The sequence below is a fragment of the Isoptericola halotolerans genome, assembly GCF_013149785.1.
In the GTDB taxonomy this organism is placed as follows: Bacteria; Actinomycetota; Actinomycetes; order Actinomycetales; family Cellulomonadaceae; genus Isoptericola; species Isoptericola halotolerans.
In genome coordinates this window covers 1,156,506-1,181,815 of sequence record NZ_JABEZU010000001.1, presented here as the reverse complement: position 1 = coordinate 1,181,815, position 25,310 = coordinate 1,156,506, and the positions used below count along the sequence as shown (strand labels likewise).

Here is a 25,310-nt window from a genome sequence, read left to right as displayed (position 1 = left end):
GTCAGTAGCCGCCGCCGTCCGTCGGCGCCGCTCCGGTCCCGGAGGCGCCGGCCGGGCCGTCGAAGCCGGCGAGGACCGCGGCCGTTCCCGACAGCCCGAGGCGGGTGGCGCCCGCGGCGATCATCTCCTGGGCGCTCTGGAGCGTCCGGACCCCTCCGGACGCCTTGATCCCGAGTCGGCCGCCCACGGTCCTGGCCATCACCTCGACGGCGTGCACCGTGGCGCCGCCCGCCGGGTGGAACCCGGTCGAGGTCTTGACGAAGTCCGCCCCGGCGACCTCCGCGGCGCGGCAGACCGCGACGATCTCCTCGTCGTCCAGCGCGGCGGCCTCGATGATCACCTTGAGGACCCTGTCCCCCGGGACCGCGGCGCGCACGGCCGCGATGTCCGCCTGGACCAGGTCGTAGCCTCCCGCCGTGGCCACGCCGACGTCGATGACCATGTCGACCTCGTCCGCGCCGTCGAGCACGGCGCGAGCCGCCTCGGCGGCCTTGATGTCGCTCGCGTGCTTGCCGGAGGGGAACCCGCAGACGGTCGCGACGGCGAGCCGGCCGGCAGCCACCTCGGCGGCGTGCGTCACGAAGGTGGGCGAGACGCAGACGGAGAACACCCCGAGCTCGGCCCCCTCCTCGACGAGGGCGGTGACGTCGGCGGACGTCGTCTCCGGCTTGAGCAGCGTGTGGTCGACGTACCGGGCCAGCTCGGCCCTCGTCGTCGGCACCGGGTTCTCGGCGTCCGGCCCGGCGTTCGTCCTTGCGTTCATCGAACAGCCCCCTCGATCTTCTGGTAGCCGGGCAGGATCAGCTCGTCGACGAGGTCGCGGCGCTCGTCGTGGTGCAGGAAGGCGCTCCACGCGGCCGTCAACGTCACGTCCGCCAGGTCGTCGATCGTCCAGCCGGCCTCGGTCACCAGCATCCGCATCTCGTGCGACATCGACGTGCGCGACATGAGCCGGTTGTCGGTGTTGAGCGTGACCGCGAAGTCCAGCTCCTTGAGACGGGTGACGGGGTGCTCGGCGATCGAGGTCGCGGCACCGGTCTGCAGGTTCGACACCGGGCACACCTCGAGCGCGATCTGGTGGTCACGGACCCAGTGCGCCAGCTCCCCGAGCCGTGCGGTCCCCGACGCGGCGTCGAAGGAGATGTCGTCGGCGATCCGCACGCCGTGCCCGATGCGGTCGGCCTGCCCGAGGTGCACGGCCTGGGCGATCGAGTCGAGCCCGGCGGCCTCCCCCGCGTGGATCGTCGTCGGGAAGTGCTGGTCGGCCAGGAAGCGCCAGACCTGAGCGTGCCGGTCCGGCGGGAAGCCGTCCTCGGGCCCGGCGATGTCGAAGCCGACCGCCCCCGCGCCACGGTAGGCCACGGCGAGCTCGGCGATCTCCATCCACCGGTCGGTGTGCCGCATGGCGGTGACGAGCTGACCGACCCGGATCGTGCGGCCCGCCGCGGCCGCCTCGCGCACGCCGTCGTCGATCCCTGCCTGGACGGCCTCGACGGTCTCGGGGAGGGACATCCCGCCCCGCAGGTGCTGCTCGGGGGCCCAGCGCTGCTCGGCGTACACGACCCCGTCGGCCGCCAGGTCCAGCACGGCCTCCTTGGCGACGCGGGCGAGCGCCTCCGGCGTCTGCATGACCGCGATCGTGTGGTCGAAGGTCTCCAGGTAGCGCGGCAGCGATCCCGAGTCGGCCGCGTCGCGGAACCAGGTCCCCAACGAGCCGGCGTCGCCGGCCGGCAGCTCGTGCCCGACCTCGGCGGCCAGCTCGAGGACCGTCTGCGGCCGCAACCCCCCGTCGAGATGGTCGTGGAGCAGGACCTTCGGCAGGTCGGGGATCGCGTCGAGGAGGGCTTGCGTCATGGGCCCCAACCTACCGGTTCACCAGAGGCGCTCGCTGCGGTCAGAGGTCGTCCTCCGGGGTGGGGACGACGCTCGCCTGCTCGGCGACGTCGGCCTCGGCCGCCTCGCCGTCCAGGTCGGGGCGTGGCGTCGCCGGACGGTACTCGTCGGTCTCCGCCTCGTGCTCGGGAGCGGCGGGTGACGTGCTCGCCTCCTCCACGAGGCTCGTGGTGTCGTCGGGCGCTTCCAGCCCGGCGTCACGCCAGGCGTCGGAGGGTGTGGTGCTCATGTGCCCCATGCTGTCCCCGATCCGCGCTCCTCGCGAGGCAGGAGCGCCCACACGACGTGAGGCCATCCCCCCAGCGCCCGACGGCGGGCGACCCGGTCGGCGTCGTCGGTGCCCGGGGCGCGCAGCGCGTCGACGGGCACCGCGTGCAGCGCGCCCGAGGACGGCTCGTAGACCGTCGCCACGGGCCCGGCGTCGGTGGGTCGCACGGCCGTGAGCAGCACGACGTGCCGCGGGACCGCCGTCGACACACCCCCACGCAGGTCCCCGCCCGTGTACAGCGGCACGGGGATGCCCGCGCCGGCCGACGCGAGCGCTGCGGCCAGCACGGAGCGAGGCCCCTCGGGCGGTTCGCTCCGCCGGACGACGCGATGCGTGTAGCGAACCGGGCCCGCACCAGGCCGTTTCCCGCGCAACGGCCCGTAGCGCGCCTCCCGGGCGGCTCCCCACGGCGGCGTACCGAGTCTCCCCGGCCAGAGCCGCCGGGCACGGGCGTGCACCTCGCGCTGCCGCCGGGCGAACGCCTCCCACGCACCCCGGGGGTCGACGGCGAGCGCCAGCGCCGACGCGGCGTCGCCCGCCAGCCGCAACATCACGAGCACCGCCGCCCCGCACGTGGTCGCGTCGACCTGGCGTGCCGGCGAGCCGGGCCGCCCCGCCGTGGGCCCGCCCGGAAGCCCGGGCACGAGCTCGGGCAGGAGCAACGGCGCCGGCCGTCCGGGACGCGGGACGTCGCCGTCCCGCCCCAGGGGGTCCAGGACCCGCGCGCGCGCCTCCGGGCCGGCGGCCGCGAGCGCGGCCAGCACGGTCGCGGGGACCGCGGGCGGTCCGGCGGCGACCGGCTGCCGCGGGACCTGACCGGAGAAGACCCCGGCGGCCCCGAGGAGGTCGGTCAGCCGCGCCGCGCCGATCCCCGTCGCCATCGAGCTGCTCGCATCAGTGGATGCGGTCGAGGACGACGGGGCGCTGTCCCACCGCCGTCCCGGCCGGCGCGACCTGCCAGGCGTCGTCCAGCGCCTCCAGCGCACGCGGGAAACGCTCCGGGGTGTCCGTGTGCAGCGTCATGACCGCCTGACCGGCGGCGACCTGCTCGCCGGGCCGGACGTGGATCTCGACCCCGGCGCCCGCCTGCACGGGGTCCTCCTTGCGTGAGCGGCCTGCGCCGAGCCGCCAGGCGGCGACGCCGACGGCGTACGCGTCGAGCTCTCCGAGCACCCCGTCACGGCGGGCACGCACCTGCTCGGTGTGCCGCGCGACGGGCAGCTCGGCGTCCGGGTCCCCACCCTGGGCGGTGATCATCCGCCGCCACACGTCCATCGCGCGCCCGTCGCCCAGTGCGGCCCGGACCTCGTCCGCGCCGGTGGGCCGGCCCGCGGCGTCGAGCATCTCGACCGCCAGCGCCACCGTGAGGTCGACGACGTCGGCCGGCCCGCCGCCGTCCAGCACCTCCACGGACTCGCGGACCTCCAGCGCGTTGCCCGCCGTGCGACCCAGCGGCACCGACATGTCCGTCAGCAGCGCGACCGTGCGCACGCCGGCGTCCGTGCCCAGCTCGACCATCGTGCGAGCGAGCTCGCGGGCCTGCGCGGCGTCCTTCATGAAGGCACCCGAGCCGACCTTGACGTCGAGCACCAGCGCGCCGGTGCCCTCGGCGATCTTCTTGGACATGATCGAGCTCGCGATGAGCGGGATCGCCTCGACCGTGCCGGTGACGTCACGCAGCGCGTAGAGCTTCTTGTCGGCGGGCGCGAGTCCCGCACCGGCGGCGCAGATCACCGCGCCGACGTCCTCGAGCTGGCCGACGATCTCGTCGTTGCTCAGGCCGGCACGCCACCCGGGGATCGACTCGAGCTTGTCCAGGGTGCCGCCGGTGTGCCCGAGGCCTCGACCGGACAGCTGCGGCACGGCCACGCCGAACACGGCGACCAGCGGCGCCAGCGGCAGCGTGATCTTGTCGCCGACCCCGCCGGTGGAGTGCTTGTCCGCCGTCGGGCGGGACAGGCCCGAGAAGTCCATCCGCTCGCCGGAGGCGATCATGGCGTGGGTCCAGCGGGAGATCTCCCCCCGGCTCATCCCGTTGAGCAGGATCGCCATCGCCAGGGCCGACATCTGCTCGTCGGCGACGACGCCGCGGGTGTAGGCGTCCACCACCCAGTCGATCTGCGCCGCGGACAGGTGCGCGCGGTCCCGCTTGGTCCGGATGACGTCGACGACGTCGAAGGCTTCGTTCATCGGTTCAGGTCCTCCGGGCCGAATGCCTGCGGCAGCATCTCGGCCATGGTGACGACGCCGCGAGGCGTCTCGACGAGCAGCTCGGGGCCGCCGTGCTCCCACAGGAGCTGGCGGCACCGACCGCAGGGTGTGATGACGTCCCCGGTCCCGTTCACGCACGTGAACGCGGCCAGCCGGCCGCCGCCGGAGGCCACGAGCGCGGACACCAGCGAGCACTCGGCGCAGAGCGTGACGCCGTACGCCGCGTTCTCCACGTTGCTGCCGACCAGCAGGCGGCCGTCGTCGGCGTAGGCGGCCGCCCCGACCGGGAACCCGGAGTACGGGGCGTAGGCGAGGGCCGAGGCCTCCCGCGCGGCGGCGCGCAGCGCGTCCCAGTCCATGTCGTCCACCGTCATTCCTTGACGTACGCCTGCCCGTTGGCGGCCGGTGGCTGAGACCTGCCGACGAGCCCGGCCACGGCGAACAGGGTCACCACGTACGGCAGCATGAGCATGAACTGGCTCGGCACCGGCGACCCGACGACGCTCAGGACGTTCTGCAGGTTCGTGGCGAACCCGAACAGCAGCCCGGCCAGCGCGGCACGGACCGGGTCCCACTTGCCGAAGATCATGGCGGCCAGGGCAATGAAGCCCGCACCCGCCGTCATCTCGCGGCCGAACTGGTTGATCGACACCACCGTGTAGAAAGCACCACCCATCCCGGCCAGCGTGCCGCCGATCAGCACGGCCCGGTAGCGGGTGGCGAGGACATTGATGCCCACGGTGTCGGCCGCCTTGGGGTGCTCTCCGACGGCCCGGACGCGCAGACCCCACCGCGTGCGGTACAGGGCGAACCACACGACACCGACGATGACGAACATCAGGTAGGCGAGGATCGTCTGGTTGAACAGCACCGGCCCCACGACCGGGATGCGGTCGAGGAACGGGATGGGCAGCCGGGGGAACCGCGTGGTCGCGTTCAGCATCTCCGTGTTCGGCACGAGGACCTGGGAGTAGAAGAAGCTCGTCAGGCCGATCACCAACACGTTGAGCACGACACCCACGATGATCTGGACCACCCGGTAGGTGATCGCGAAGATCCCGAGGACGAGGGCGACCAGCATGCCGGCCACCATCGCGGCCAGCAGACCGGCCCAGGGGCTGTCGGTCAGCGAGGCCACCACCGCCGCGCTGAAGGCGCCGGCGAGCAGCTGTGCCTCGATGGCGATGTTGATGACACCGGCCCGTTCCCCGATGACGCCGCTCAGCGAGCCGTAGACGATCGGCACGGCCAGGACCACGGCGCCACTGAGCAGGCCGACCACGGACAGGTCACGGGGACTGCCGGCCGCCGCCCACGCGAGGAAGCCGGTCAGGAGGAACACGGCGTACACCGAGATCCACCACAGGGGCACCCGGCGGCGGGCGCGGGCGGCGAGCACCGCAGCGCCGGTCACGAGCAGGCCGACGCCGGCCCCGAGCCAGGCCGTCGTCATCGCCGGCACGACGAACACCGGGATCTGGAAGAAGTCGCGCGAGGTGGACAACGCGAACCGCGCGCTGCCCTCGTGGGGGGCGAGCGCCATCAGGAGCACGTAGAGCACCAGGACCGCACCGAGCGCGATCGGGGACTTCCACGACACCTTGTCGATCGTGCGTGCGCCGGTCTCCTGCGCCGGGACGGGAGCAGGTCGGGTCACGGGTGCGCTCACGCCGTCGCCTCCTTCGTGCTGGAGCTCTTTCGCCTCGTCGTCGTCCGGCGTGCCGGTTGCGGCAGCCGGAAGATCGCCCGCACCAGCGGCGGCGCGGCGATGAACAGCACGATGAGCGACTGGACCACGAGCACGATCTCGATGGGGATCCCCTCGGCAGCCTGCATGGCCGAGCCGCCCGCCTTGAACGCACCGAACAGCAGGCCTGCGAAGAGCACACCGACGGGCTGCGAACCACCGAGCAGGGCCACGGTGATCGCGTCGAAGCCGATACCGGCGTCGATCCCCTCGCCGAAGCCCGTCGTGGCGGTGCCGAGCACCTGGGTCACCCCGGCCAGGCCTACGAGGGCACCGGCGATCAGCATGACCGAGACGGTGGACCACTTGACGTCGATGCCGGCGACGCGGGCAGCGCGCGGGTTCTCGCCCACCGCGCGGTAGGAGAAGCCGAGGGACGCACGGTTGAGCAGCCACCACACGTAGGCCACCGCCAGGAGCGCCAGGACGAAGCCCCAGTGCAGCGGGTAGCGCTCACCCAGCAGCGGCGGGAGCTGCGCGGACTCGGCGATCGGGGGCGTGCGCGGGTTCGCCGACCCCGGGGCCTGCATCAGCCCGGGGGTCGCCAGGAAGAAGGACAGCAGGTAGTAGGCGATCCAGTTCAGCATGATGGTCACGATGACCTCGTGCGCACCGGTGAACGCCTTGAGGGCACCGGCGATGCCGGCCCACAGGGCCGCTGCGAGCATCCCGGCGACCATCGCCAGCAGCAGGTGGAGCGGGATGGGCAGCCCGGTGACCCCGAAACCCACCCAGCCCGCGCCGACGGCGGCCATGAGCATCTGCCCCTGACCACCGATGTTGAACAGACCGGCGCGGAACGCGAGGGCCACACCGAGCCCCGCGGCGATGAGCGGCGTCGCGTTGGTGAGCGTCTGCGTCAGCGAACGGATCCCCGCCGCGAAGCTGTCGGCCTGGTAGTTGTAGACGGCGCCACGGAACAGCGCCGAGTACGCGCCGCCGATGGCCTCGCCGACCGCCTTCAGCGTGTCCTGGGGCCGGGCGAAGAAGTAGCCGGCGGACTCCTGGACGGCCTCGTCGGTCAGGACGATGAGGATCGACCCCGCGAGCACGGCCAGGAGGATCGCGCCCAGCGCCACGGCCCAGCTGCCCGAGACGATCTGACGGAAGGCGTCACGCCACCGGTCCCCCGTCTCGTCGACGGCCTTGGCCTCCTCGCGGGCCTTCTCCTGCTCGAGCTCCTCCACCAGCCCCGGCTCGACCTCGGGATCGGCCTTGCCGAGCGCGTCGTCGAGAGGGTTGTCCGGGCGGTCGGCGGAGTGCTGGCCCGGCTGTGGACCGCTCATGCGGCCTCTCCTTCGCTCTCTGGCGCGACGCCGGCCATCATCAGGCCGAGCACGTCGCGCGGGGTGGTCGCCGGGACGATCCCGACCACCTTGCCGCGGTACATCACCATGATCCGGTCACCGAGCGCCACGGCCTCGTCGAGCTCGGTGGAGACGACGATCACCGGAAGCCCCTGGTCGCGGGTCTCGATGATGCGCTGGTGGATGAACTCGATCGAGCCGACGTCGACCCCGCGGGTCGGCTGGGCGGCGACGAGCAGCCGCAGGTCGCGCGACATCTCGCGGGCCAGGACGACCTTCTGCTGGTTCCCGCCCGAGAGCCCGCCGACGGGCAGGCCGATCCCCTGGGTGCGGACGTCGAACTCGTCGACCTTCTCCTGGGCGAACTCGTCCCTTCGCGCGAGCTGCAGGGAGCCCGCCCGGACGAACGGGGGGCCGTCGGTGCGGTCGAGGATCAGGTTCTCGGCGATGCTGAACTCGCCGACGAGCCCGTCCGTGTTGCGGTCCTCGGGAACGAACCCCACGCCGGCGGAGAGGATCTGGCGCACGCTGCGGCCGACGAGCTCGCGGTCGTCGAGCCGGACCGAGCCGGCGACGTCCTCCTGGAGTCCGAGCAGCGCCTCGGTCAGCTCGGTCTGGCCGTTGCCCTGCACGCCGGCGACGACGAGCACCTCACCACCGCGGACCGTGAACGAGATGTCGTCGACCACAACCTGGCCGTCGGCGTTGGCCACCGTCAGCCCGGCGACCTCGAGCGCGTTGTCCCGGTGCTGCGGTGCCTCCTTGTGCACGGTGAGCTCGACCGCACGGCCCACCATGAGGGACGCCAGCTCGGCGTCCGTCGCGGTCGGTGCGGCCTCGCCGACGACCTTGCCGTGACGGACGACCGTGATGCGGTCGGCGACGGCGCGCACCTCGCGCAGCTTGTGCGTGATGAAGACGATCGCGGCGCCGTCGTCGCGCAGCTGGCGCATGATGGCCATCAGCTCGTCGGTCTCCTGCGGGGTGAGGACCGCCGTCGGCTCGTCGAAGACGAGGACCTGGGCGTCACGACTCAGGGCCTTGATGATCTCGACGCGCTGCTGCACCCCGACCGGGAGGTCCTCGACGAGCGCGTCGGGGTCGACGTGGAAGCCGAACCGGTCGGCCGTCTCGCGGACCGTGCGGCGCGCACCGGCCAGGTCGAGCACACCCGCACCACGGGTCGACTCGTGCCCCAGCATGACGTTCTCGGCGACGCTGAAGACGGGGACCAGCATGAAGTGCTGGTGCACCATGCCGATGCCCGCCGCCATCGCGTCGCCGGGCCCGTCGAAGGACTGCACCTCGTCGTCGAGGAGGATCTGTCCCTCGTCAGCGTCGTACAGCCCGTACAGGACGTTCATCAGGGTGGACTTGCCGGCCCCGTTCTCCCCGAGGAGGCAGTGGATCTCCCCGGGCTCGACCACGAGGTCGATGTGGTCGTTGGCCACCAGCGCACCGAAGCGCTTGGTGATCCCTCGTAGCTCGAGCTTCATCGCGGTGCGTCCACCTTCCTCACGATCTCCTGACCAGCCTAGGGCGCACGGCGCGGCGGGACCCGGGGGAGGCCCCGTGTCCCGCCGCGGTGCTCATCGTCCTGGTGTCACTCGGCCAGGTAGGACGTGACCTCGAGCTCGCCGTCGATGATCTGCTGGCGCAGCTCCTCGACCTCGGTCACGAGCTCCGGGTCGACCCGGTCCTCGAACTCGTGCAGCGGCGCCAGGCCCACACCCTCGTTCTCCAGCGTGCCGACGTAGGGCTCGGCGGAGAAGGAACCCTCGCCCGAGGAGAGGACGGCCTCGTAGGCCGAGACGTCCATCTTCTTGAGGATGGAGGTCAGCACGTAGGGCTGCGTGGTGGGGTCCGTCTCGTAGAAGTCGGCGTCGACCCCCACCAGGGCGACGTCACGGCCCGAGTCCTCGATCGCGGCGATCGCGGACTGGTAGATCGGCCCGCCGACCGGCAGGATCACGTCGACACCCTGGTCCAGGATGTTCGTCGCCGTGGTCTTGGCGGTCTCGTTGGCGGCGAACCCACCGGTGAAGGCACCGTCCTCGCCACCCTCGTAGCCGACGACCTCCACCTCGGCGTCGTTGACCTCGTTGTAGTGCTCGACGCCCTGCGTGAAGCCGTCCATGAAGATCGTGACGGTCGGGAACGGCTGGCCGCCGAAGGTGCCGACCTTGCCGACCTCGGAGTAGCCGGCGGACAGGTATCCGGCGAGGAAGGCTGCCTCCGCCGTGTTGTACAGCAGCGGCTTGATGTTCGGGGCGTCGGCCTCACCGTCGAAGTCGGCGTCCGCGGCGTCGTCGACCAGGATGTAGTCGAGGTCCGGGTTCGCGTTCGCGGACTCGATCGTGTCCGCGGAGAGCGCGAACCCGACGGCGACGATGGCGTTGCATCCCTGGTCGACCAGGGACTGCAGGTTGGCGTTGTAGTCGGTCTCCGACTGGGACTGGACCTCACGGAAGGTGGCGCCGAGCTCGTCGGTGGCCATCTTCGTGCCCTCGTAGCTCAGCTGGTTGAAGCTCTTGTCGTCGAACCCGCCCTCGTCCGAGACGATGCAGGCGGAGAAGTCGGTGCCTGCCGCCTCGGTGGTCCCGGTGGTCTCGTCGCTCGGGGCGTCCTCGGGGGCCGAGCCGCATGCCGCGAGGGTCAGCGCCGTGGCACCTGCGAGGGCGGTGAGCTGGATGGCTCTCTTCACCTGTCACTCCTGTCGATGAGGGCGGGTGAGCGCGGGCGCACGCCCGTCTCACGATCAGAGACGGCAAGCGTAACCACCGCCCGGCGTCCAGAGCGCCGCGGAGGCCTGCCGAGGCCGAGTCGTTACCGAAGCGGTACGTCGGCGGTCGTCCCCGGACCGAGGACGAAACGTCCCAGCAACCTGGCGCCGACGGCGATCGCACGCTCGTCCACCACCAGGTCGCCCTGGTGGAGGTCGTACAGCCGGCCGCCGGGCGTCGCCGTGCCGAGCCGGGCCATCGCCCCGGGCACCTTCGTCAGGTACCAGGCGAAGTCCTCACCGCCGAGGGACTGCTCGGTGAGCACCACGCCGCCCACACCGAGCACGGCCGTCCCCGCGGCCTCGAGCGCGGCCGTCGCCCCCGCGTCGTTGTCGACCGGCGGCACCCCCCGCAGGTGGTGCACGCTGACGTCCACGTCGTACGGCGCCACGACCTGCTCGACCGCGTCGTGGAGCACCTGCCCCGCCTTCTCCCAGGCCCGCACGTCCAGGCACCGCAACGTGCCCTTGACGACGCCGGACGCCGGGATCGCGTTGTGGGCGTTCCCCGCCTCGACCGCGCCCCAGGTCAGGTTCACGCCCGAGCGCGGGTCCAGCCGACGGCCCAGCACCGCCGGCACCTGGGTGATCACCTGACCGAGGGCGTAGACCACGTCCCCGGTCAGGTGCGGTCGGGAGGTGTGCCCGCCGCCCGAGGACAGCGTGACCGTCACCTGGTCGGAGGCCGACGTGATCGGGCCGATGCGGGTGCCGACCCTGCCCACGTCGAGCTTCGGCTCCACGTGGATCGCGGCGATCCGCTCGACGCCGTCGAGCGCCCCCTGGGCGATGACCTCCAGCGCTCCTCCCGGCATGACCTCCTCGGCCGGCTGGAAGATCAGGCGGGCGCCGACGTCGAGCAGGCCCTCGTCGTGCAGTCGTGCGAGGGCCAGCCCGGCACCGAGGACGACGGTGGCGTGCACGTCGTGGCCGCACGCGTGCGCGACGCCCGGCACCGTCGAGGCGAAGGGGAGCCCGCACCGGTCCTCCAGCGGCAGCGCGTCGATGTCCGCGCGCAGCGCCACCCGGCCGCGGCCGGGCACGTCCGGCCCGACGTCGCACACGAGCCCCGTCCCCTCGAGCAGCCGGGGCCGCAGCCCCGCACGGCGCAGGCGCTCGGCGAGCGCCGCCGTCGTGCGGACCTCCTGACGGGCCACCTCCGGGTGGGCGTGCACGTCGCGCCGGAAGGCGACGAGCTGCTCCTCGAGGTCGTCCACGGCGGCGTCCAGGCGCACGGTCGCGCCGCCGGGCCGGTCGACGCTCACAGCAGGTCCTCGCGGCCGTGGTCGCGCACCGCGTCGACCATCTGCCGCACCTGCTGGGCTCGCGCCCGCGTCGTGACCAGCAGCGCGTCGGGCGTGTCGACCACGACCACGTCGTCGATGCCGAGCAGGGTCACCGTGCGCCCGGCGGCGGGCACCACCACCGAGCCGGCGCTCTGCACCCGCACCACGTCCGCGCTGTCGCCGAGCACCTTCGACCCGGCGTCGTCGTCGGCCGGCAGCAGCGCGGCGAGCGAGTTGAAGTCGCCGACGTCGTCCCAGCCGAAGGCTCCCGGCACCATCGCGACGCCGCCGGCGGCCGCCACGGGCTCCGCCACGGCGTGGTCGATGGCGATCTTCTCCAGGCCCGGCCAGACCTCGGCGAGCACCCGGTCGCGGTCCGGGGTGTCCCAAGCCTGGGCGACCCGGCGCAGGCCGTCATGCAGCGCCGGACGCTGCTCGGCCAGGTGCCCCAGCAGCACCCCGGTGGTGGCGACGAAGATCCCGGCGTTCCAGCGGTACTCCCCCGAGGCCAGGTACTCGCGTGCGGTGCGCGCGTCCGGCTTCTCGGTGAACCCCCGCACGTGCACGGCGCTCGGCGCGCCGTCGACGCCGAGCGGGTCACCACCGTGGACGTACCCGAAGGCCGTCGACGGGCGCGAGGCGGCGATCCCGATCGTCGTGACGTAGCCCGCGCGCGCCGCCTCGACGGCCTCCCGGACCGAGCGCTCGAACGCCGGGCGCCCCGAGACCACCTGGTCGGCGGCGAAGGACCCGAGGACGACGTCGCCCAGGCGCCGTTCCAGCACGGCGGCCGCGAGCCCGATCGCGGCCATCGAGTCCCGGGGGGACGGCTCGGACAGCACCTGCTCGGCGGTCAGCCGCGGCAGCTGCTGGCGGACGGCTGCGACGTGCCGCTCGCCGGTCACCACGAGCAGGCCGTCGGCACCCGTCAGGGGGGCGAGACGGTCGGCCGTGCCCTGCAGGAGCGTCCGACCGGAACCCGTGAGATCGTGCAGGAACTTCGGGTGGTCGGCACGCGAGACCGGCCACAACCGGGTGCCCGAACCTCCCGCCGGGACGACGGCGTGGAATCCGGGAATCGCAGACGAGGGCATGTCCGCAGCATAGTGACGGGTCCCGGCCGACCGACACGAAGCCTGTGGAATGTGTCACAGAAACCGCACAGAGACGCCGTTATCGGACAGCTCGTGACCCGTTCGCGACCCGGTGTCACTACAGTGGCTTCACGTAACCCGCCCGAATCCGCCAATGGAGGCTCCCCCCGTGCCGACTGCTCCCGCTGGCACGCTCTACCGCGGCCGTGAAGGCATGTGGTCATGGGTCGCGCACCGCGTGACCGGCGTGCTCATCTTCTTCTTCCTGCTCGTGCACGTGCTGGACACGGCGCTCGTGCGGGTCTCCCCCGAGGCGTACAACGCCGTCATCGGCACGTACCAGACGCCGATCATGGGGCTCGGCGAGGTCGGCCTGGTCGCCGCCATCGTCTTCCACGCCTTCAACGGCATCCGCATCGCCCTGGTGGACTTCTGGGCCAAGGGCCCGAAGTACCACCGGCTCATGCTGTGGATCGTCATCGGGCTGTGCGTGGTGACGATGGCCGGGTTCCTGCCCCGCCACCTGATGAACGTCTTCGGAGGCGCCTGATGAGCACCCAGACCTCGATCCCGACCCCGCGGTCACCGTACGTGCGGCGCAAGACCACGCGCGGCAACTACGAGCTGTACTCGTGGGTCTTCATGCGGGCCTCCGGCGTGCTCCTCGTCGTGCTGGTCTTCGGCCACCTGTTCGTGAACCTCATGGTCGGCGACGGCGTCAAGGCGATCGACTTCGCGTTCGTCGGCGGCAAGTGGGCGAGCCCCTTCTGGCAGATGTGGGACCTGGCCATGCTCTGGCTCGCGATGATCCACGGCACCAACGGCGTGCGGACGATCATCAACGACTACGCCCAGCGGGACGTCACCCGCGGCGTCCTCAAGGGCCTGCTGCTGCTGGCCTTCACGTTCACCGTCGTGCTCGGCACCCTGGTCATCTTCACGTTCGACCCGTGCCCCGCCGACGCCCCGGCCCAGCTGCTCGCCTCGTTCTGCACGGCCTGAGCCCGCGCATCCCCCCAGCCCGCTGATCCACCACACGCCGCAGGAGGCATCGGAACCGATGCAGACCCACCAGTACGACGTCGTCATCGTCGGCGCAGGCGGCGCCGGCATGCGCGCGGCGCTCGAGGCCTCGAAGGGGGCCCGCACCGCGGTCATCTCCAAGCTGTACCCCACGCGTTCCCACACCGGCGCCGCCCAGGGCGGCATGTGCGCCGCCCTGGCGAACGTCGAGGAGGACAACTGGGAGTGGCACACGTTCGACACCGTCAAGGGCGGCGACTACCTCGTCGACCAGGACGCCGCCGAGATCATGGCCAAGGAGGCCATCGACGCGGTGCTCGACCTGGAGCGGATGGGGCTGCCCTTCAACCGCACGCCGGAGGGCCGGATCGACCAGCGCCGGTTCGGCGGGCACACCCGCAACCACGGTGAGGCTGCGGTGCGCCGCGCCTGCTACGCCGCGGACCGCACGGGCCACATGATCCTGCAGACGCTGTACCAGAACTGCGTCAAGCAGGACGTCGAGTTCTTCAACGAGTTCTACGTCCTGGACCTGCTCACCGACCACGACCTCACCACCGAGGACATCGAGGACGGCGCGGAGGTCAACGCCACCGGGGTGGTCGCCTACGACCTGGCCTCCGGCGAGATCCACGTCTTCCAGGCCAAGGCGATCATCTTCGCCACCGGCGGGGCGGGCAAGATCTTCAAGACCACGTCCAACGCCCACACCCTCACCGGTGACGGCATGGCCCTGGCCTACCGCCGTGGGCTGCCGCTGGAGGACATGGAGTTCTTCCAGTTCCACCCCACCGGTCTGGCCGGGCTGGGCATCCTGCTGTCGGAGGCCGCCCGCGGCGAGGGCGGGATCCTGCGCAACGCCGACGGCGAGCGCTTCATGGAGCGCTACGCCCCCACCATCAAGGACCTCGCCCCGCGCGACATCGTCGCCCGCTCGATGGCGAACGAGGTCCGCGAGGGCCGTGGCGCCGGGCCGAACAAGGACTACGTCCTGCTCGACCTGACCCACCTGGAGCCGGCACACATCGACGCGAAGCTGCCGGACATCACCGAGTTCGCCCGGACGTACCTGGGCATCGAGCCCTACACCGAGCCCGTGCCGGTCTATCCCACCGCCCACTACGCGATGGGCGGCGTGCCGACCAACGTCAAGGGCGAGGTGCTGCGTGACAGCCACAACGTCGTCAAGGGTCTCTACGCCGCCGGCGAGGTCGCCTGCGTCTCGGTGCACGGATCGAACCGTCTCGGCACCAACTCGCTGCTCGACATCAACGTCTTCGGCAAGCGGTCCGGCCGGTCGGCCGCCGCCTACGCCCAGTCGGTGGAGCAGCACCTGCCGATCCCCGAGGACCCGACGGCCCGGGTCGAGGCGCAGCTCGCCGAGATGCGCGACCGTCCCGACGGCGAGCGGGTCGCCGAGGTGCGCCAGGCACTGCAGGAGACGATGGACGCCAACGCCCAGGTGTTCCGGACGCAGGAGTCGCTCGAGCAGGCCGCGAGCGACATCCGCGAGCTGCAGAAGCGGTACCAGAACGTCTCGGTGCAGGACAAGGGCACCCTGTTCAACACGGACCTCCTCGAGGCGATCGAGCTGGGCTTCCTGCTCGACATCGCCGAGGTGACGGTGCTCGCGGCGCTCAACCGCCGCGAGTCGCGCGGTGGCCACTACCGCGAGGACTTCCCCGACCGGGACGACTCGAACTACATGTTGCACACGATGGCGTACCGCCGTCCGACGTCGGCCCCCGACGCCGCCGACGGGCACGTCGAGGGCTACTTCGACCACGTCGAGGACTTCGGGGACTACAAGGTCGTCCTCGGGTCCAAGCCCGTGACCCAGACGCGCTACGAGCCGATGGAGCGGAAGTACTGATGACTGCTGTGATGGAAAGTTCTGCCGACGCCGCCGCTCGGCCCGAGGCCGGTGCGGTCGCCTCCTTCGACGTCACCCTCAAGGTCCGCCGGTTCAACCCGGAGGTCTCCGAGGAGGCGTACTGGGAGGAGCACACCGTCACCGCGCACGGGACCGACCGTGTCCTGGACGCCCTGCACAAGATCAAGTGGGAGATCGACGGGTCGCTGACGTTCCGGCGCTCGTGCGCGCACGGCATCTGCGGCTCGGACGCCGTGCGGATCAACGGCCGCAACCGGCTCGCCTGCAAGACGCTCCTCAAGGACGTCAACCCGGACAAGCCCATCACGGTCGAGCCCATCAAGGGCCTGCCCGTGGTGAAGGACCTCGTGGTCGACATGGAGCCGTTCTTCGCCTCCTACCGCGAGATCATGCCGTTCCTCATCACCTCGGGGAACGAGCCGAGCCGGGAGAACATCCAGTCCCAGGCCGACCGTGACCGCTTCGACGACACCACCAAGTGCATCCTGTGCGCCGCCTGCACGTCGTCCTGCCCGGTCTTCTGGACCGACGGGCAGTACTTCGGGCCGGCCGCGATCGTCAACGCGCACCGGTTCATCTTCGACTCGCGCGACGAGGGCGCGACCCAGCGCCTGGAGATCCTCAACGACAAGGAGGGCGTGTGGCGCTGCCGCACGACCTTCAACTGCACCGAGGCCTGCCCGCGCGGCATCGAGGTCACCAAGGCGATCCAGGAGGTCAAGCGGGCGATGATCACCCGCGCCTTCTGAGTCTCGTCCGTTCGGCACGCCCGGTGCCGGAACGGTGTGCACGGTCGCGTTCACGGGCGCTGGGCGCCCTCCACCTCGGGGATGACGACCGCGCACACCGTTCCGGCACCGGGCTCTGTCGTCCCGCAGGCGTGCGGCGCCCCATCGAGCCCGTCGACGGCAGGGAGCAAGGACGCTCAGGGTTCGTAGAGACCTCTGCGGACGCCGCGGACGACGGCGCTGTACGGTCGCCTGCTCCCCCGGCCACGACGGATCTCGCGCTCGATCTCGGCCCGACGACGCATCCAGGCGACGGTCTGCTCGGCGCGGTCGATCTCGTCGAGCCGCGGCGGGTCGTACATCCAGGCACACGCCATCAGCAGGACGCGCGCCACGAAGTTGACGAGGATCAGCAACGTGCCGACCGTCACGATCGACGCCAGGATCACGTTGCGCTCCGCCGACGCCGTCACGGCCGACGTCCCCGCCCAGCGCAGCCCGCTCGCGATCAGCCCGGTGGCGAGGCAGCCGAGCAGCATGTCCCAGGCGTGCCGGGTGCGCACGCGCGCCACGACGCGGATGACCAGGTAGACCAGCAACGTGTCGAGCAGGACGCCGACGGCGAACGTCCCGGCGGACAGGACCCAGCCCAGCACCTCCGAGTCGCCCAGCCACCGCGTGATCTGCTGGTTCACCGTCCGCGAGATGATGCTCGCGGTGGCGGACGCCAGAAGCATCACCCCGAGGATCACGAAGCCGAGCAGCTGCCACACCTTCGACAGCACGGGGCTGACGCCCACCACGGGGGCGTCGAACATCGAGCGGACCGAGTGCCTCAGCGCCGCCATCACGCCGACGGCCGTCCACAGGAAGACGACGGCCGCGACGACGGTCGTCCAGCCCCACGCGGTGGTGCGGACGAGATCCTCCGGTGAGACGATGCCGGGCCCGTCCGGCGACTCCTTCAGCAGACCCGGCACCCAGCCGTCGATCTGGTTGAAGACCGCCTCGCTGAGCTCGGGGCGGTTGCCGAGAAGAGCCGAGAAGACGCTGAAGCCGATCGTCAGCCCGGCCCCGAGCGAGAACAGCGCCGAGTAGGCGATCCCACCGGAGAGCTGGTTCCCCCGCCGCGCCAGGTACCAGCGCACGGCGCGGACCTCACGACGGTCCTGCCACCACTCCGCCCACCGAGCGATCTTCGCGGTCAGGCGTTCGGTGTCGGCGGGCACGTAGCGACCCTAACGGCCGCGGGGCCGACCAGCAGGTCAGTCGAGCGAAGCGCCCCCGAGAGCGAACGAACGGCGCGGACGCCAGACGCCGTCGTCCCCGTGCTCGTACATCCAGACCGACGCGACGTCGAACACGGCCTCGAAGTCGCTCATCTCGGCAAACGCTCGGTCGAGGGCCTCGTCCGGCACCTCGTGGGCGACCGTGACATGGGGGTGGTAGTTGAAGCGGAGCTCCTGGGCGAGCACCCCGGACCGGGCCTGCTCCTCCAGCAGCTCGCACTCGGCGATGCCCTCGGCGAGCGCCACGAACACGACCGGCGAGATCGGGCGGAAGGTGGCCGTCCCCCGCAGGTGGACACGGAACGGCGGGGTCTCCGCGGCGACCTTCTCGAGGTGCTCACTGACGGCGGGCATCACCGAGTCGTCCACGACCGTCGGGCCGACCACGGTGATGTGCGGCGGGATCGCCTCCGCGAGCGGGTCTCCGACGTCCGCCCGGGCCTGTTGCAACCGGGAGGCGTACGGCTCGGGCACCGCGACGGCGATGCCGATCCGTACCTGGGCAGGACCGCGGGGTGGCAGGTTCACCGAGGGCCTCGCGGCAGCAGGCCGAAGCGGTCGAAGTAGCGCTCCCGGACGCCGCCGGCGATCTCTCGGGCCCTCGCCGCGCCGTCGTCGAGCACCTTGTCGAGCTGCGCGGGGTCCGCGAGGTAGGTGCCCGCCCGTTCCTGGAACGGCTCGAGGAACGCCACGACGGCGTCGGCCAGGTCGACCTTGAGGTAGCCGTAGCCGCGGCCGTCGTACTCGGCGGCGATGTCGTCGACCGCGCGGCCCGTCACCGCGGAGTAGATCGTCAGCAGGTTGGAGATCCCGGGCTTCTTCTCCCGGTCGAAGTAGACCGCGTACGACTCGTCGGCGTCGGTCACTGCCGACTTGATCGCCTTGACAGCCTTCTTCGGGTCCTCCAGCAACCAGATGACACCCTTGCCGCCGGCGTTCGACTTCGACATCTTGGCCGCCGGGTTCTGCAGGTCCTGGATCTTCGCGGTCGCCGTGACGATGTAGGGGTCGGGCACCACGGCCGTCCCGGCACCGAAACGTGCGTTGAGCCGTTCGGCCAGGTCCCGCGTCAGCTCGAGGTGCTGTCGCTGGTCCTCGCCGACCGGCACGAGGTTGGCGTCGTAGACCAGGATGTCGGCGGCCATGAGCACGGGGTAGGTGAACAGCCCGACGGTCGTCCCCTCGGTGCCCTGCTTGGCGGACTTGTCCTTGAACTGCGTCATCCGGCTCGCCTCGCCGAACCCGGTCTGACAGCTCAGCAACCAGGCGAGCTCGGTGTGCTCCGGGACGTGCGACTGCACGAAGAGCGTCGACCGCGACGGGTCGACGCCGCCCGCCAGGTACTGGGCCGCCGTGGCACGCGTGCGCTCGCGCAGCGCGACCGGGTCAGGGCTGACCGTCAGCGCGTGCAGGTCGACCACGCAGTACAGGGCGTCGTGCTCGTCCTGCAGCGCCACCCACTGGGTGAGGGCGCCGAGGTAGTTACCCAGGTGCAGCGACGAGTCGGTCGGCTGCATGCCGGACAGGATGCGAGGCCGGGGCGTCGTCGGTGCCCCCGGGACGGTGACGTCGGACATGAGCCTCATTCTGGCAGGTCGTCGGGGCAGAGCGGAAACGCCCGCCGCGTCGGGACGGAGGAGGTTCGGGTCACGTCGCCTCGTCGTCGAAGGGAGCGCGCCCGGAGGCCACCGGGGGCTCCGCCGTCGTCGCGGCAGAGGCGGCACCGGCCGTCGTCGCTCGTCCGGCCCGGGCTGCCGGGCGTCGGGCGGCTCCGGCGACCGGCTCGTCGTCGAGGAGCGCCTCCTTGACGATGCGCCGGGGGTCGTACTGGCGCGGGTCGAGCTTCTGCCAGTCGACGTCCTTGAGCTCGTCGCCGAGCTCGGCGTCGATACGTTCCTTGGCGCCCTGCAGCGCGACCTTTCCCTGCTTGACCAGCGCACCGAGCTGCCCGGCGTAGCGGGGAAGCCGCTCCGGCCCGATCAGGACCAGTGCCAGCAACGCGATGACGAGCATCTCGCCACCGTTGATCCCGAAGAAGCTCACGACGGACAGCCTAGCCCTCGCCCGTCCTCCGACAGGTCCACGCTCACTCGCTGGAGCGCTCCTGGAGGACGACCCGCACGTCGCGCTCGTCGTCACCGCTGCGCACCGTCAGCGTGACGGCGTCGCCCGGCTGGGCCGCGCGGATCGCCACGATGAGCTCGTCGCTCCGCGAGACCGGACGACCGTCGATCGCCAGGATCACGTCTCCTGCCCGGATCCCGGCCAGGTCGGCCGGGCCGTCGTCGGTCACCGGCGGCGTCCCCTCCTGCGGCTCCTCCGCGACCTTCACACCCTCGCCGACGTAGCCGGCGTCGAGCAGCACACCGATGACCGGGTAGGTCGCCTCACCCGACTCGATGAGCTGCTCGGCGGTGGTCCGTACCTGGTTCGCGGGGATCGCGAACCCCAGGCCGATGCTGCCGGTCGCCTGCAGGGCGCCCGGCGGCTGGGCGATGGCCGAGTTGATGCCGATCACCTCCCCCGCCGCGTTCACGAGCGGGCCACCGGAGTTGCCCGGGTTGATGGCGGCGTCGGTCTGGATGGCGTCGATGAACGCCGTGGTCGACTGGTCACCGGCCTGCACGGGCCGGTGCAGCGCGCTGACGATGCCCTGGGTGACCGTGGAGTCGAGCCCCAGGGGGGCTCCGACGGCCAGCACCTCGTCCCCGACCACCACGTCGTCGGAGTCGCCCAGCGGGAGCGGGACGAGGCCCTCGGCGTCGATCCTGACCACGGCCAGGTCGTAGTCGGAGGTCCGCCCGACGACCTCGGCGTCGTGCTCGCTGCCGTCGGCCAGCACGACGACGACGGCACCGCCGGACGCCCCGGACGCCACGACGTGGTCGTTGGTCAGGATGTAGCCGTCCGCGCTCAGCACGAAGCCCGATCCGCTCGAGCCGCTGCCGTCGCCGCCGGTCACCTCGAAGGACACGACCGAGGGCAGGACGCCCGCCGCGACCGCCGCCACGGAACCGTCCGGGCGGGTGAACTCCGAGGCTCCCGCCGCCGCACCCGTGGGCGCCGGGAGCTGGGCCGCGGGCCGGTCGTCCGCGAGGGAGTCGGAGAGACGGTCTCCGGCGAACCCTCCGACCAGACCGACCAGCAGAGCCAGGACGAGGATCCCGGCGACCCGCGCGCCGCCGAGGCGAGCACGCGGCGCCCGGGCCTCGCCACCGGTCCGCCCCGAACGCTCGTCCGGCACCGTGTGCTCGTCCGGCACCGTGTGCTCGTCCGGCACCGAACGCTCGTCCGGCACCGTGTGCGGACCGGGCAGCGGAGGGACCGGGGCCTGCGCCGACGCCGGTCCCGCTCCTCCGAGACCCGGGACCCGGGGCAGCGGGAACGGTGAAGCGGGCCGGTGCACGGCCTCCTGCGGCGTCTCCGACCGTGGTTGCGGCGCGGGCGGCCGCGGCGGTTCCGGTGCCGCGAAGAGGTCCGAGTGGTCCTGGTGCGTCATGGGCGGCTGAGGGCTCCTGTCACGGTGGACCAGCCGCGCGTCAGCCGCGGCAGGACCCCCGCATCGTAGTCGGCGTCGGGAAAGGCTGCGACGACGTCGACCAGGACGTCGTGCGGGGCGTCGGTGGTGGCCTCGACCACCATCCCGCCCGACTGCCAGGCCACGTGCCAGGGATCTCTCATCAGCACGAGGACGCCGGAGCGTCCCGGGACGTCCAGCAGCTCCGCGGACGGGGAGACCTCACCCAGGCGTCCCGGCCGCTCCCGGACGACCACGGTGCCCTCGGGGCCCGTGAGGTCGATCTCGACGACGTCGCCGCCGGTGCGCACCGCGGCGAGCTCGTACCCGTCCGGGAGGGCTCCGGGCGCGACGTAGGCGTCGTCGACGGGGGCGTCGTCGGACACCGACGCCGCGACGTCGTCCGTACCGGCCAGCGCGCTCAGCGCCGCGGCTCGCGACGTCTCGGGCGAGACCACGGGTGCCTGGCCGAGGACGAACAGGGCACAGCCCAGGATGCCTGCGCTCCCGGCCCCGACGAGCGCGAGGCGGTGGCGGCGCCGACGCCGGGCCGTGCCGGCGAGGTCACCGGTGATCGTGCTGCGCCACGCCTCGGGCGTCTGCCACGTGGTGTCCCGCTCCGGTGCACGCAACGGGTCGTGCTCCGCGGAGGGTATCGACGCGGACAGGGCGAGCAGTCGTTCGGTGAGCTCCGCCGTCGGCGTGACGTCGCAGGCCTGCGCGAGCCGACGGCGAGCCGACCGCGCGGCCTCGAGCTCGGCCGCGCACAAGCGGCAGGAGGCGACGTGGCAGAGCGCACGGTCGGTCTCGGCCGGTCCGAGCTGACCGTCGGCCAGTGCGCTCACCAGGTCCCCGAGATGGGCGCTCATCGCACCACCTCGGCCCGTCGGTGCTCGAGCGCGTCGCGCAGCTGCGCCCGGGCCCGGTGGATCCGGGAGCGGACGGTACCGATCTTGATCCCGAGGGTGACCGCGATCTCCTCGTAGCTGAGCCCCTCGATGTCGCACAGCACGACGGCCGCGCGGTACTCGGGCCGCAGCGCGTCCAGGGCGGCCTGGACGTCGTGGTCGAGGTGGGCGTGCTCGAACCCGCGCTCGGGTCGTGCACGGTCGTCGGTGGCCTCGACACGGGAGGCGTCCTCGCCCATGGCCTCGAAGCGGATGCGCTTCTTGCGACGGACCTGGTCGAGGAAGAGGTTGGTCGTGATGCGGTGCAACCAGCCCTCGAACGTGCCCGGCGTGTAGCTGGACAGCGACCGGAAGACCCGCAGGAACGTCTCCTGCGTGAGGTCCTCGGCGTCCTGCCGGTCCCCGGTGAGACGATAGGCCAGCCGGTACACCCGTGCGGAGTGCTCCCGCACGATCTGGTCCCACGTCGGCGGGACCCACTCGCCGGGGAGAGGGTCGGGCGCGGTCCGGGAGCTGCTCTCGGTCATCAAGGCCATCGTCCCATGCGAACGTGTGAGCACCCTGGGTGGTTCCCACGTACGATCGCAGCGCAGCAATCCGAGGGGGCCGCCATCACCACCGGGGTCGGTGCCCAGGGCGACCCGACGGCCGCCTGGGCCTTCAGCGAGACGTTCCTCACCGAGGACGTGACGCTCCTGCGCGCCCGCGAACGGGCGGCGCAGCTCGGCTGCGCCTCGGTCTCCCCCGGCACCGGAGCCCTGCTGCAGGTGGTCGCGGCGGCGCTCCGCGCGCGCGCCGTCGTCGAGATCGGTACCGGCGCCGGGGTCGCGTCGCTGTGGATGCTGCGGGGCATGGCCCCGGACGGCGTCCTGACGACGATCGACGCCGAGTCGGAGCACCAGCGCGCGGCCAAGCTGGCCTACGCCGAGGAGGGCGTGCCGGTGCACCGCACCCGCACGATCGTGCGGCCTCCGCTGGACGTGCTGCCGCGGCTCACCGACGGCGCGTACGACCTGGTGCTGGTGGCGATCGACCCGCACGCCCGCGCGGAGTACGTGGAAGCGGCAGTGCGGCTGCTCCGCCCGGGTGGGGTGCTCGTCGTCGTGGACGCGCTGCTGGGCGGCCGCGTGCTGGACCCCGACCGGCACGACGAGACGACGGCCCTGGTGCGCCGTCTCGCCCACGCCGTCCGGGAGGACGAGCGTCTCGTCCCCGCGATGGTGCCGGTGGGCGACGGCATCCTGCTGGCGGTGCGGCGGTAGCAGCGCGACGGGCGCGGAGCAGGTCTCCCGCTCCGCGCCCGTGAGTTCGTGCGTCGTCGGCGAGGCCGACTCAGCCGGTGACGGCCTGGAGGGCCTCGCCCAGCTCGCCGGCCTCGGTCGCGTTCAGCTCGACGACCAGGCGACCGCCGCCCTCCAACGGCACACGCATGACGATGCCGCGTCCCTCCTTGGTGACCTCGAGCGGTCCGTCGCCCGTGCGCGGCTTCATCGCAGCCATGTGTGGCTCTCCATTCCGTTGTCCGGTTCCCTGGCCCCACCTGCTCCGGCCCTCGCCCCGGCCGCGGGTCGACGCCGCCGGCACGGCCGCGCAGGTTGAGGCGTGCCTCACCATTCTACTGCGGGCCTGGTGCGGTCCCGGTCACGCCATCCCGCGCGACGCCGCACGGGGCGGCGCCTCGTCGCGCACGGCAGCCACCATCTCGAGCGCCTGGCGCGTCGGTACCACGTCGTGGGTGCGGAACACCCGGGCCCCGTGCCAGGCCGCGAGCGCCGTCGCCGCGAGGGTTCCGGGCAGCCGCTCGTCCGGTTCGAGGCCGAGCGTCTCCCCGACGAAGTCCTTGCGGCTGAGAGCCATGAGCACGGGGTGACCGAGCCGGGCCAGCTCCTCGGTCCGGCGCAGCAGGTGCAGCGAGTGCCAGGTGTTCTTGCCGAAGTCGTGGGTGGGGTCCACGAGCACCGACGACGGCGGCACTCCGCACGCGACGGCCCGGCGGGCCGACTCGCCGAGCGTCCGCAGGACGTCTCGCGTGACGCCGTCGCGCGGGTCGGCGGCCCCGGGCCCGTCCTGAGCGGCGTCGCCGGGCTGGTACTCCACACGCCAGGGGTCGGTCCGGGGGCGCGCGCCTCCGGTGTGCGAGCAGACGACGCCGACGCCGGCGCCCCCTGCCACCTCGACCAGCGCAGGGTCGTGTCCCGCCCAGGTGTCGTTGAGCAGGTCGGCGCCCGCCTCGACGGCGGCCCGGGCGACCTCCGAGCGCCACGTGTCGACGCTGATCAGGAGCTCCGGCAGCTCCGAACGCACCCGGGCGACGAACGGCACGACCCGGTCGATCTCCTCGGCGGCACCGACCTCCGGACCCACCCCGGCCCGCACCCCGCCCACGTCCAGGATCTCCGCACCCTCCTGCCAGGCACGATGAGCCGCCTCCAGCGCCCGGTCGTCCTCGGAGAAGCGCGCCGGTGCGTAGAAGGAGTCGGTGGTCCGGTTGACGATGGCCATGACCACCGGTCGCACCGAGCCGTCGTCGTCCCGGCCGACCTCGCGGCCCCGGAGCACGAGCGGTGCTCCGGCGGGCGGGATCACGTGCGGAACTCGGCGGCGAGCGCCCGGCCCCGCTCGACCACGTACGACACCGCGTCGGCCGCGGAGTCGGTCAGGTGCAGCAGGTCGAGGTCGGTGGGGCTGACCATGCCGCGGTCGACGACGGCGGTGCGCACCCACTCGAGCAGCCCGCTCCAGTACTCGGTCCCGACGAGCACGAGCGGGAAGCCCGTGACCTTGTGGGTCTGGACCAGGGTGATCGCCTCGAAGAGCTCGTCGAAGGTGCCGAAGCCCCCGGGGAGCACGATGAACCCCTGGGCGTACTTGACGAACATCGTCTTGCGGGCGAAGAAGTACCGGAAGCTCACCCCCCGGTTGACGTACTCGTTCATGCCCTGCTCGAACGGCAGCTCGATGCCCAGACCGATCGAGGTGCCCCCGGCCTCCGCGGCGCCCTTGTTGGCGGCCTCCATGATGCCGGGCCCGCCACCCGTGATGACCGCGTAGCCCGCGTCCACCAGCAGGCCACCGACCTCGACGGCGAGGCCGTAGTCCGGGTGGTCGTTGCGGGTGCGGGCCGAGCCGAACACCGACACCGCCGGACCCACCTCGGCGAGCGCGCCGAAGCCCTCGACGAACTCGGCCTGGATGCGCATCACCCGCCACGGGTCGGAGTGCACCCAGTCGGTGCCTTCGCCGGTGGCCAGCAGGCGCTGGTCGGTGGTGGTGTCCGGGATCTCGGTGCCACGCAGCAGGACCGGACCCTTGCGGTATCCCCTCCCGGTCTGCTGGACGCCGTCGTCGGTGCGTTCGCTCATG

General features: G+C 72.2%; 27 protein-coding genes. 5 read left to right on the top strand and 22 right to left on the bottom strand.

What is annotated here, in order from left to right; translation table 11 throughout:
- Position 1: 1 nt before the first annotated feature.
- From deoC to HDG69_RS05480, 12 genes are all read right to left on the bottom strand, one after another.
- Positions 2–763, bottom strand: a complete 762-nt coding sequence (gene deoC, locus HDG69_RS05535; protein ID WP_171782707.1) for a deoxyribose-phosphate aldolase — start codon at positions 761–763, stop codon at positions 2–4.
- Positions 760–1,854 (bottom strand): adenosine deaminase, encoded by a 1,095-nt coding sequence (locus HDG69_RS05530; RefSeq protein WP_171782706.1) that lies wholly within the window; start codon positions 1,852–1,854, stop codon positions 760–762. Before HDG69_RS05530 ends, deoC begins: the two co-directional genes overlap by 4 nt.
- Before the next feature lie 40 nt (positions 1,855–1,894).
- Complete coding sequence (locus HDG69_RS05525; protein ID WP_171782705.1) at positions 1,895–2,122, bottom strand: hypothetical protein; 228 nt, start codon at positions 2,120–2,122, stop codon at positions 1,895–1,897.
- Positions 2,119–3,042 carry a hypothetical protein gene (locus tag HDG69_RS05520; protein WP_171782704.1) on the bottom strand — a complete coding sequence of 308 codons (924 nt, stop codon included), beginning with the start codon at positions 3,040–3,042 and terminating at the stop codon, positions 2,119–2,121. The genes HDG69_RS05525 and HDG69_RS05520 overlap by 4 nt, the downstream gene beginning before the upstream one ends.
- Before the next feature lie 13 nt (positions 3,043–3,055).
- Positions 3,056–4,351: a thymidine phosphorylase gene (locus tag HDG69_RS05515; protein WP_171782703.1), complete on the bottom strand. Its 1,296-nt coding sequence runs from the start codon at positions 4,349–4,351 to the stop codon at positions 3,056–3,058.
- A complete protein-coding gene (locus HDG69_RS05510; RefSeq protein WP_246256267.1) occupies positions 4,348–4,731 on the bottom strand; it encodes a cytidine deaminase in 384 nt (127 codons plus the stop codon). The genes HDG69_RS05515 and HDG69_RS05510 overlap by 4 nt, the downstream gene beginning before the upstream one ends.
- A gap of 11 nt (positions 4,732–4,742) precedes the next feature.
- Complete coding sequence (locus tag HDG69_RS05505) at positions 4,743–6,041, bottom strand: ABC transporter permease (protein WP_343036270.1); 1,299 nt, start codon at positions 6,039–6,041, stop codon at positions 4,743–4,745.
- Entirely contained in the window at positions 6,038–7,405 is a 1,368-nt protein-coding gene (locus tag HDG69_RS05500) for an ABC transporter permease (RefSeq protein ID WP_171782701.1), read from the bottom strand. Before HDG69_RS05500 ends, HDG69_RS05505 begins: the two co-directional genes overlap by 4 nt.
- Positions 7,402–8,922, bottom strand: coding sequence for an ABC transporter ATP-binding protein (locus HDG69_RS05495; protein ID WP_171782700.1), 1,521 nt, complete (start codon positions 8,920–8,922; stop codon positions 7,402–7,404). The genes HDG69_RS05500 and HDG69_RS05495 overlap by 4 nt, the downstream gene beginning before the upstream one ends.
- A 107-nt stretch (positions 8,923–9,029) precedes the next feature.
- Entirely contained in the window at positions 9,030–10,130 is a 1,101-nt protein-coding gene (locus HDG69_RS05490; RefSeq protein ID WP_171782699.1) for a BMP family ABC transporter substrate-binding protein, read from the bottom strand.
- 122 nt (positions 10,131–10,252) lie between these two features.
- Entirely contained in the window at positions 10,253–11,473 is a 1,221-nt protein-coding gene (locus HDG69_RS05485; protein ID WP_171782698.1) for an amidohydrolase, read from the bottom strand.
- Positions 11,470–12,588, bottom strand: a complete 1,119-nt coding sequence (locus HDG69_RS05480; protein WP_171782697.1) for a mannose-1-phosphate guanylyltransferase — start codon at positions 12,586–12,588, stop codon at positions 11,470–11,472. The genes HDG69_RS05485 and HDG69_RS05480 overlap by 4 nt, the downstream gene beginning before the upstream one ends.
- A 154-nt stretch (positions 12,589–12,742) precedes the next feature.
- Here HDG69_RS05480 and sdhC point away from each other — a divergent pair, with 154 nt between their 5' ends.
- The 4 genes from sdhC to HDG69_RS05460 are packed head-to-tail and all read left to right on the top strand — an operon-like array spanning position 12,743 to position 16,254.
- A complete protein-coding gene (gene sdhC / locus HDG69_RS05475) occupies positions 12,743–13,138 on the top strand; it encodes a succinate dehydrogenase, cytochrome b556 subunit (protein ID WP_216645156.1) in 396 nt (131 codons plus the stop codon).
- Positions 13,138–13,590 carry a succinate dehydrogenase hydrophobic membrane anchor subunit gene (locus HDG69_RS05470; RefSeq protein ID WP_171782695.1) on the top strand — a complete coding sequence of 151 codons (453 nt, stop codon included), beginning with the start codon at positions 13,138–13,140 and terminating at the stop codon, positions 13,588–13,590. Before sdhC ends, HDG69_RS05470 begins: the two co-directional genes overlap by 1 nt.
- A 58-nt stretch (positions 13,591–13,648) precedes the next feature.
- Positions 13,649–15,484 carry a succinate dehydrogenase flavoprotein subunit gene (sdhA, locus tag HDG69_RS05465; protein WP_171782694.1) on the top strand — a complete coding sequence of 612 codons (1,836 nt, stop codon included), beginning with the start codon at positions 13,649–13,651 and terminating at the stop codon, positions 15,482–15,484.
- Positions 15,484–16,254 carry a succinate dehydrogenase iron-sulfur subunit gene (locus HDG69_RS05460; RefSeq protein WP_171782693.1) on the top strand — a complete coding sequence of 257 codons (771 nt, stop codon included), beginning with the start codon at positions 15,484–15,486 and terminating at the stop codon, positions 16,252–16,254. Before sdhA ends, HDG69_RS05460 begins: the two co-directional genes overlap by 1 nt.
- A gap of 176 nt (positions 16,255–16,430) precedes the next feature.
- On the opposite strand, the gene HDG69_RS05455 is transcribed toward HDG69_RS05460, so the two are convergent.
- The 7 genes from HDG69_RS05455 to sigE all read right to left on the bottom strand — a co-directional run bounded on the left by HDG69_RS05455 (position 16,431) and on the right by sigE (position 22,474).
- A complete protein-coding gene (locus HDG69_RS05455; RefSeq protein ID WP_343036267.1) occupies positions 16,431–17,462 on the bottom strand; it encodes a YihY/virulence factor BrkB family protein in 1,032 nt (343 codons plus the stop codon).
- A 36-nt stretch (positions 17,463–17,498) separates the two neighbouring features.
- Entirely contained in the window at positions 17,499–18,050 is a 552-nt protein-coding gene (locus tag HDG69_RS05450; protein WP_171782692.1) for a 2'-5' RNA ligase family protein, read from the bottom strand.
- Positions 18,047–19,099, bottom strand: coding sequence for a tryptophan--tRNA ligase (gene trpS, locus HDG69_RS05445; protein WP_171782691.1), 1,053 nt, complete (start codon positions 19,097–19,099; stop codon positions 18,047–18,049). Before trpS ends, HDG69_RS05450 begins: the two co-directional genes overlap by 4 nt.
- A 70-nt stretch (positions 19,100–19,169) precedes the next feature.
- On the bottom strand, positions 19,170–19,565 hold the full coding sequence (locus tag HDG69_RS05440; protein ID WP_343036266.1) for a twin-arginine translocase TatA/TatE family subunit: 396 nt from the start codon (positions 19,563–19,565) through the stop codon (positions 19,170–19,172).
- Between the two features lie 43 nt (positions 19,566–19,608).
- Positions 19,609–21,021 carry a S1C family serine protease gene (locus HDG69_RS05435; protein WP_171782690.1) on the bottom strand — a complete coding sequence of 471 codons (1,413 nt, stop codon included), beginning with the start codon at positions 21,019–21,021 and terminating at the stop codon, positions 19,609–19,611.
- Positions 21,018–21,908, bottom strand: coding sequence for a zf-HC2 domain-containing protein (locus HDG69_RS05430; RefSeq protein WP_171782689.1), 891 nt, complete (start codon positions 21,906–21,908; stop codon positions 21,018–21,020). Before HDG69_RS05430 ends, HDG69_RS05435 begins: the two co-directional genes overlap by 4 nt.
- Entirely contained in the window at positions 21,905–22,474 is a 570-nt protein-coding gene (gene sigE / locus HDG69_RS05425; protein ID WP_216645155.1) for an RNA polymerase sigma factor SigE, read from the bottom strand. The genes HDG69_RS05430 and sigE overlap by 4 nt, the downstream gene beginning before the upstream one ends.
- Positions 22,475–22,489: 15 nt before the next feature.
- Between sigE and HDG69_RS05420 the strand changes: the two genes are divergently transcribed.
- A complete protein-coding gene (locus HDG69_RS05420) occupies positions 22,490–23,209 on the top strand; it encodes an O-methyltransferase (RefSeq protein WP_171782687.1) in 720 nt (239 codons plus the stop codon).
- Between the two features lie 70 nt (positions 23,210–23,279).
- Here the strand turns inward: HDG69_RS05420 and HDG69_RS05415 are convergent, their stop codons facing one another.
- The 3 genes from HDG69_RS05415 to HDG69_RS05405 form a co-directional block, all read right to left on the bottom strand.
- On the bottom strand, positions 23,280–23,447 hold the full coding sequence (locus HDG69_RS05415; protein ID WP_106266794.1) for a DUF3117 domain-containing protein: 168 nt from the start codon (positions 23,445–23,447) through the stop codon (positions 23,280–23,282).
- A 141-nt stretch (positions 23,448–23,588) separates the two neighbouring features.
- On the bottom strand, positions 23,589–24,530 hold the full coding sequence (gene folP / locus HDG69_RS05410) for a dihydropteroate synthase (protein ID WP_343036326.1): 942 nt from the start codon (positions 24,528–24,530) through the stop codon (positions 23,589–23,591).
- Complete coding sequence (locus HDG69_RS05405; protein ID WP_171782686.1) at positions 24,530–25,309, bottom strand: LOG family protein; 780 nt, start codon at positions 25,307–25,309, stop codon at positions 24,530–24,532. The genes folP and HDG69_RS05405 overlap by 1 nt, the downstream gene beginning before the upstream one ends.
- Position 25,310: the final 1 nt, after the last annotated feature.

What these genes read in the sequence shown, in the direction of transcription:
- deoC (WP_171782707.1), bottom strand. Translation starts at nt 763, where the DNA reads ATGAACGCAAGGACGAACGCCGGGCCGGACGCCGAGAACCCGGTGCCG.
- HDG69_RS05530 (WP_171782706.1), bottom strand. Translation starts at nt 1,854, where the DNA reads ATGACGCAAGCCCTCCTCGACGCGATCCCCGACCTGCCGAAGGTCCTG.
- HDG69_RS05525 (WP_171782705.1), bottom strand. Translation starts at nt 2,122, where the DNA reads ATGAGCACCACACCCTCCGACGCCTGGCGTGACGCCGGGCTGGAAGCG.
- HDG69_RS05520 (WP_171782704.1), bottom strand. Translation starts at nt 3,042, where the DNA reads ATGGCGACGGGGATCGGCGCGGCGCGGCTGACCGACCTCCTCGGGGCC.
- HDG69_RS05515 (WP_171782703.1), bottom strand. Translation starts at nt 4,351, where the DNA reads ATGAACGAAGCCTTCGACGTCGTCGACGTCATCCGGACCAAGCGGGAC.
- HDG69_RS05510 (WP_246256267.1), bottom strand. Translation starts at nt 4,731, where the DNA reads ATGGACTGGGACGCGCTGCGCGCCGCCGCGCGGGAGGCCTCGGCCCTC.
- HDG69_RS05500 (WP_171782701.1), bottom strand. Translation starts at nt 7,405, where the DNA reads ATGAGCGGTCCACAGCCGGGCCAGCACTCCGCCGACCGCCCGGACAAC.
- HDG69_RS05495 (WP_171782700.1), bottom strand. Translation starts at nt 8,922, where the DNA reads ATGAAGCTCGAGCTACGAGGGATCACCAAGCGCTTCGGTGCGCTGGTG.
- HDG69_RS05480 (WP_171782697.1), bottom strand. Translation starts at nt 12,588, where the DNA reads ATGCCCTCGTCTGCGATTCCCGGATTCCACGCCGTCGTCCCGGCGGGA.
- sdhC (WP_216645156.1), top strand. Translation starts at nt 12,743, where the DNA reads ATGGAGGCTCCCCCCGTGCCGACTGCTCCCGCTGGCACGCTCTACCGC.
- HDG69_RS05470 (WP_171782695.1), top strand. Translation starts at nt 13,138, where the DNA reads ATGAGCACCCAGACCTCGATCCCGACCCCGCGGTCACCGTACGTGCGG.
- sdhA (WP_171782694.1), top strand. Translation starts at nt 13,649, where the DNA reads ATGCAGACCCACCAGTACGACGTCGTCATCGTCGGCGCAGGCGGCGCC.
- HDG69_RS05460 (WP_171782693.1), top strand. Translation starts at nt 15,484, where the DNA reads ATGACTGCTGTGATGGAAAGTTCTGCCGACGCCGCCGCTCGGCCCGAG.
- trpS (WP_171782691.1), bottom strand. Translation starts at nt 19,099, where the DNA reads ATGTCCGACGTCACCGTCCCGGGGGCACCGACGACGCCCCGGCCTCGC.
- HDG69_RS05435 (WP_171782690.1), bottom strand. Translation starts at nt 21,021, where the DNA reads ATGACGCACCAGGACCACTCGGACCTCTTCGCGGCACCGGAACCGCCG.
- HDG69_RS05430 (WP_171782689.1), bottom strand. Translation starts at nt 21,908, where the DNA reads ATGAGCGCCCATCTCGGGGACCTGGTGAGCGCACTGGCCGACGGTCAG.
- sigE (WP_216645155.1), bottom strand. Translation starts at nt 22,474, where the DNA reads ATGACCGAGAGCAGCTCCCGGACCGCGCCCGACCCTCTCCCCGGCGAG.
- HDG69_RS05420 (WP_171782687.1), top strand. Translation starts at nt 22,490, where the DNA reads ATGCGAACGTGTGAGCACCCTGGGTGGTTCCCACGTACGATCGCAGCG.
- HDG69_RS05415 (WP_106266794.1), bottom strand. Translation starts at nt 23,447, where the DNA reads ATGGCTGCGATGAAGCCGCGCACGGGCGACGGACCGCTCGAGGTCACC.
- HDG69_RS05405 (WP_171782686.1), bottom strand. Translation starts at nt 25,309, where the DNA reads ATGAGCGAACGCACCGACGACGGCGTCCAGCAGACCGGGAGGGGATAC.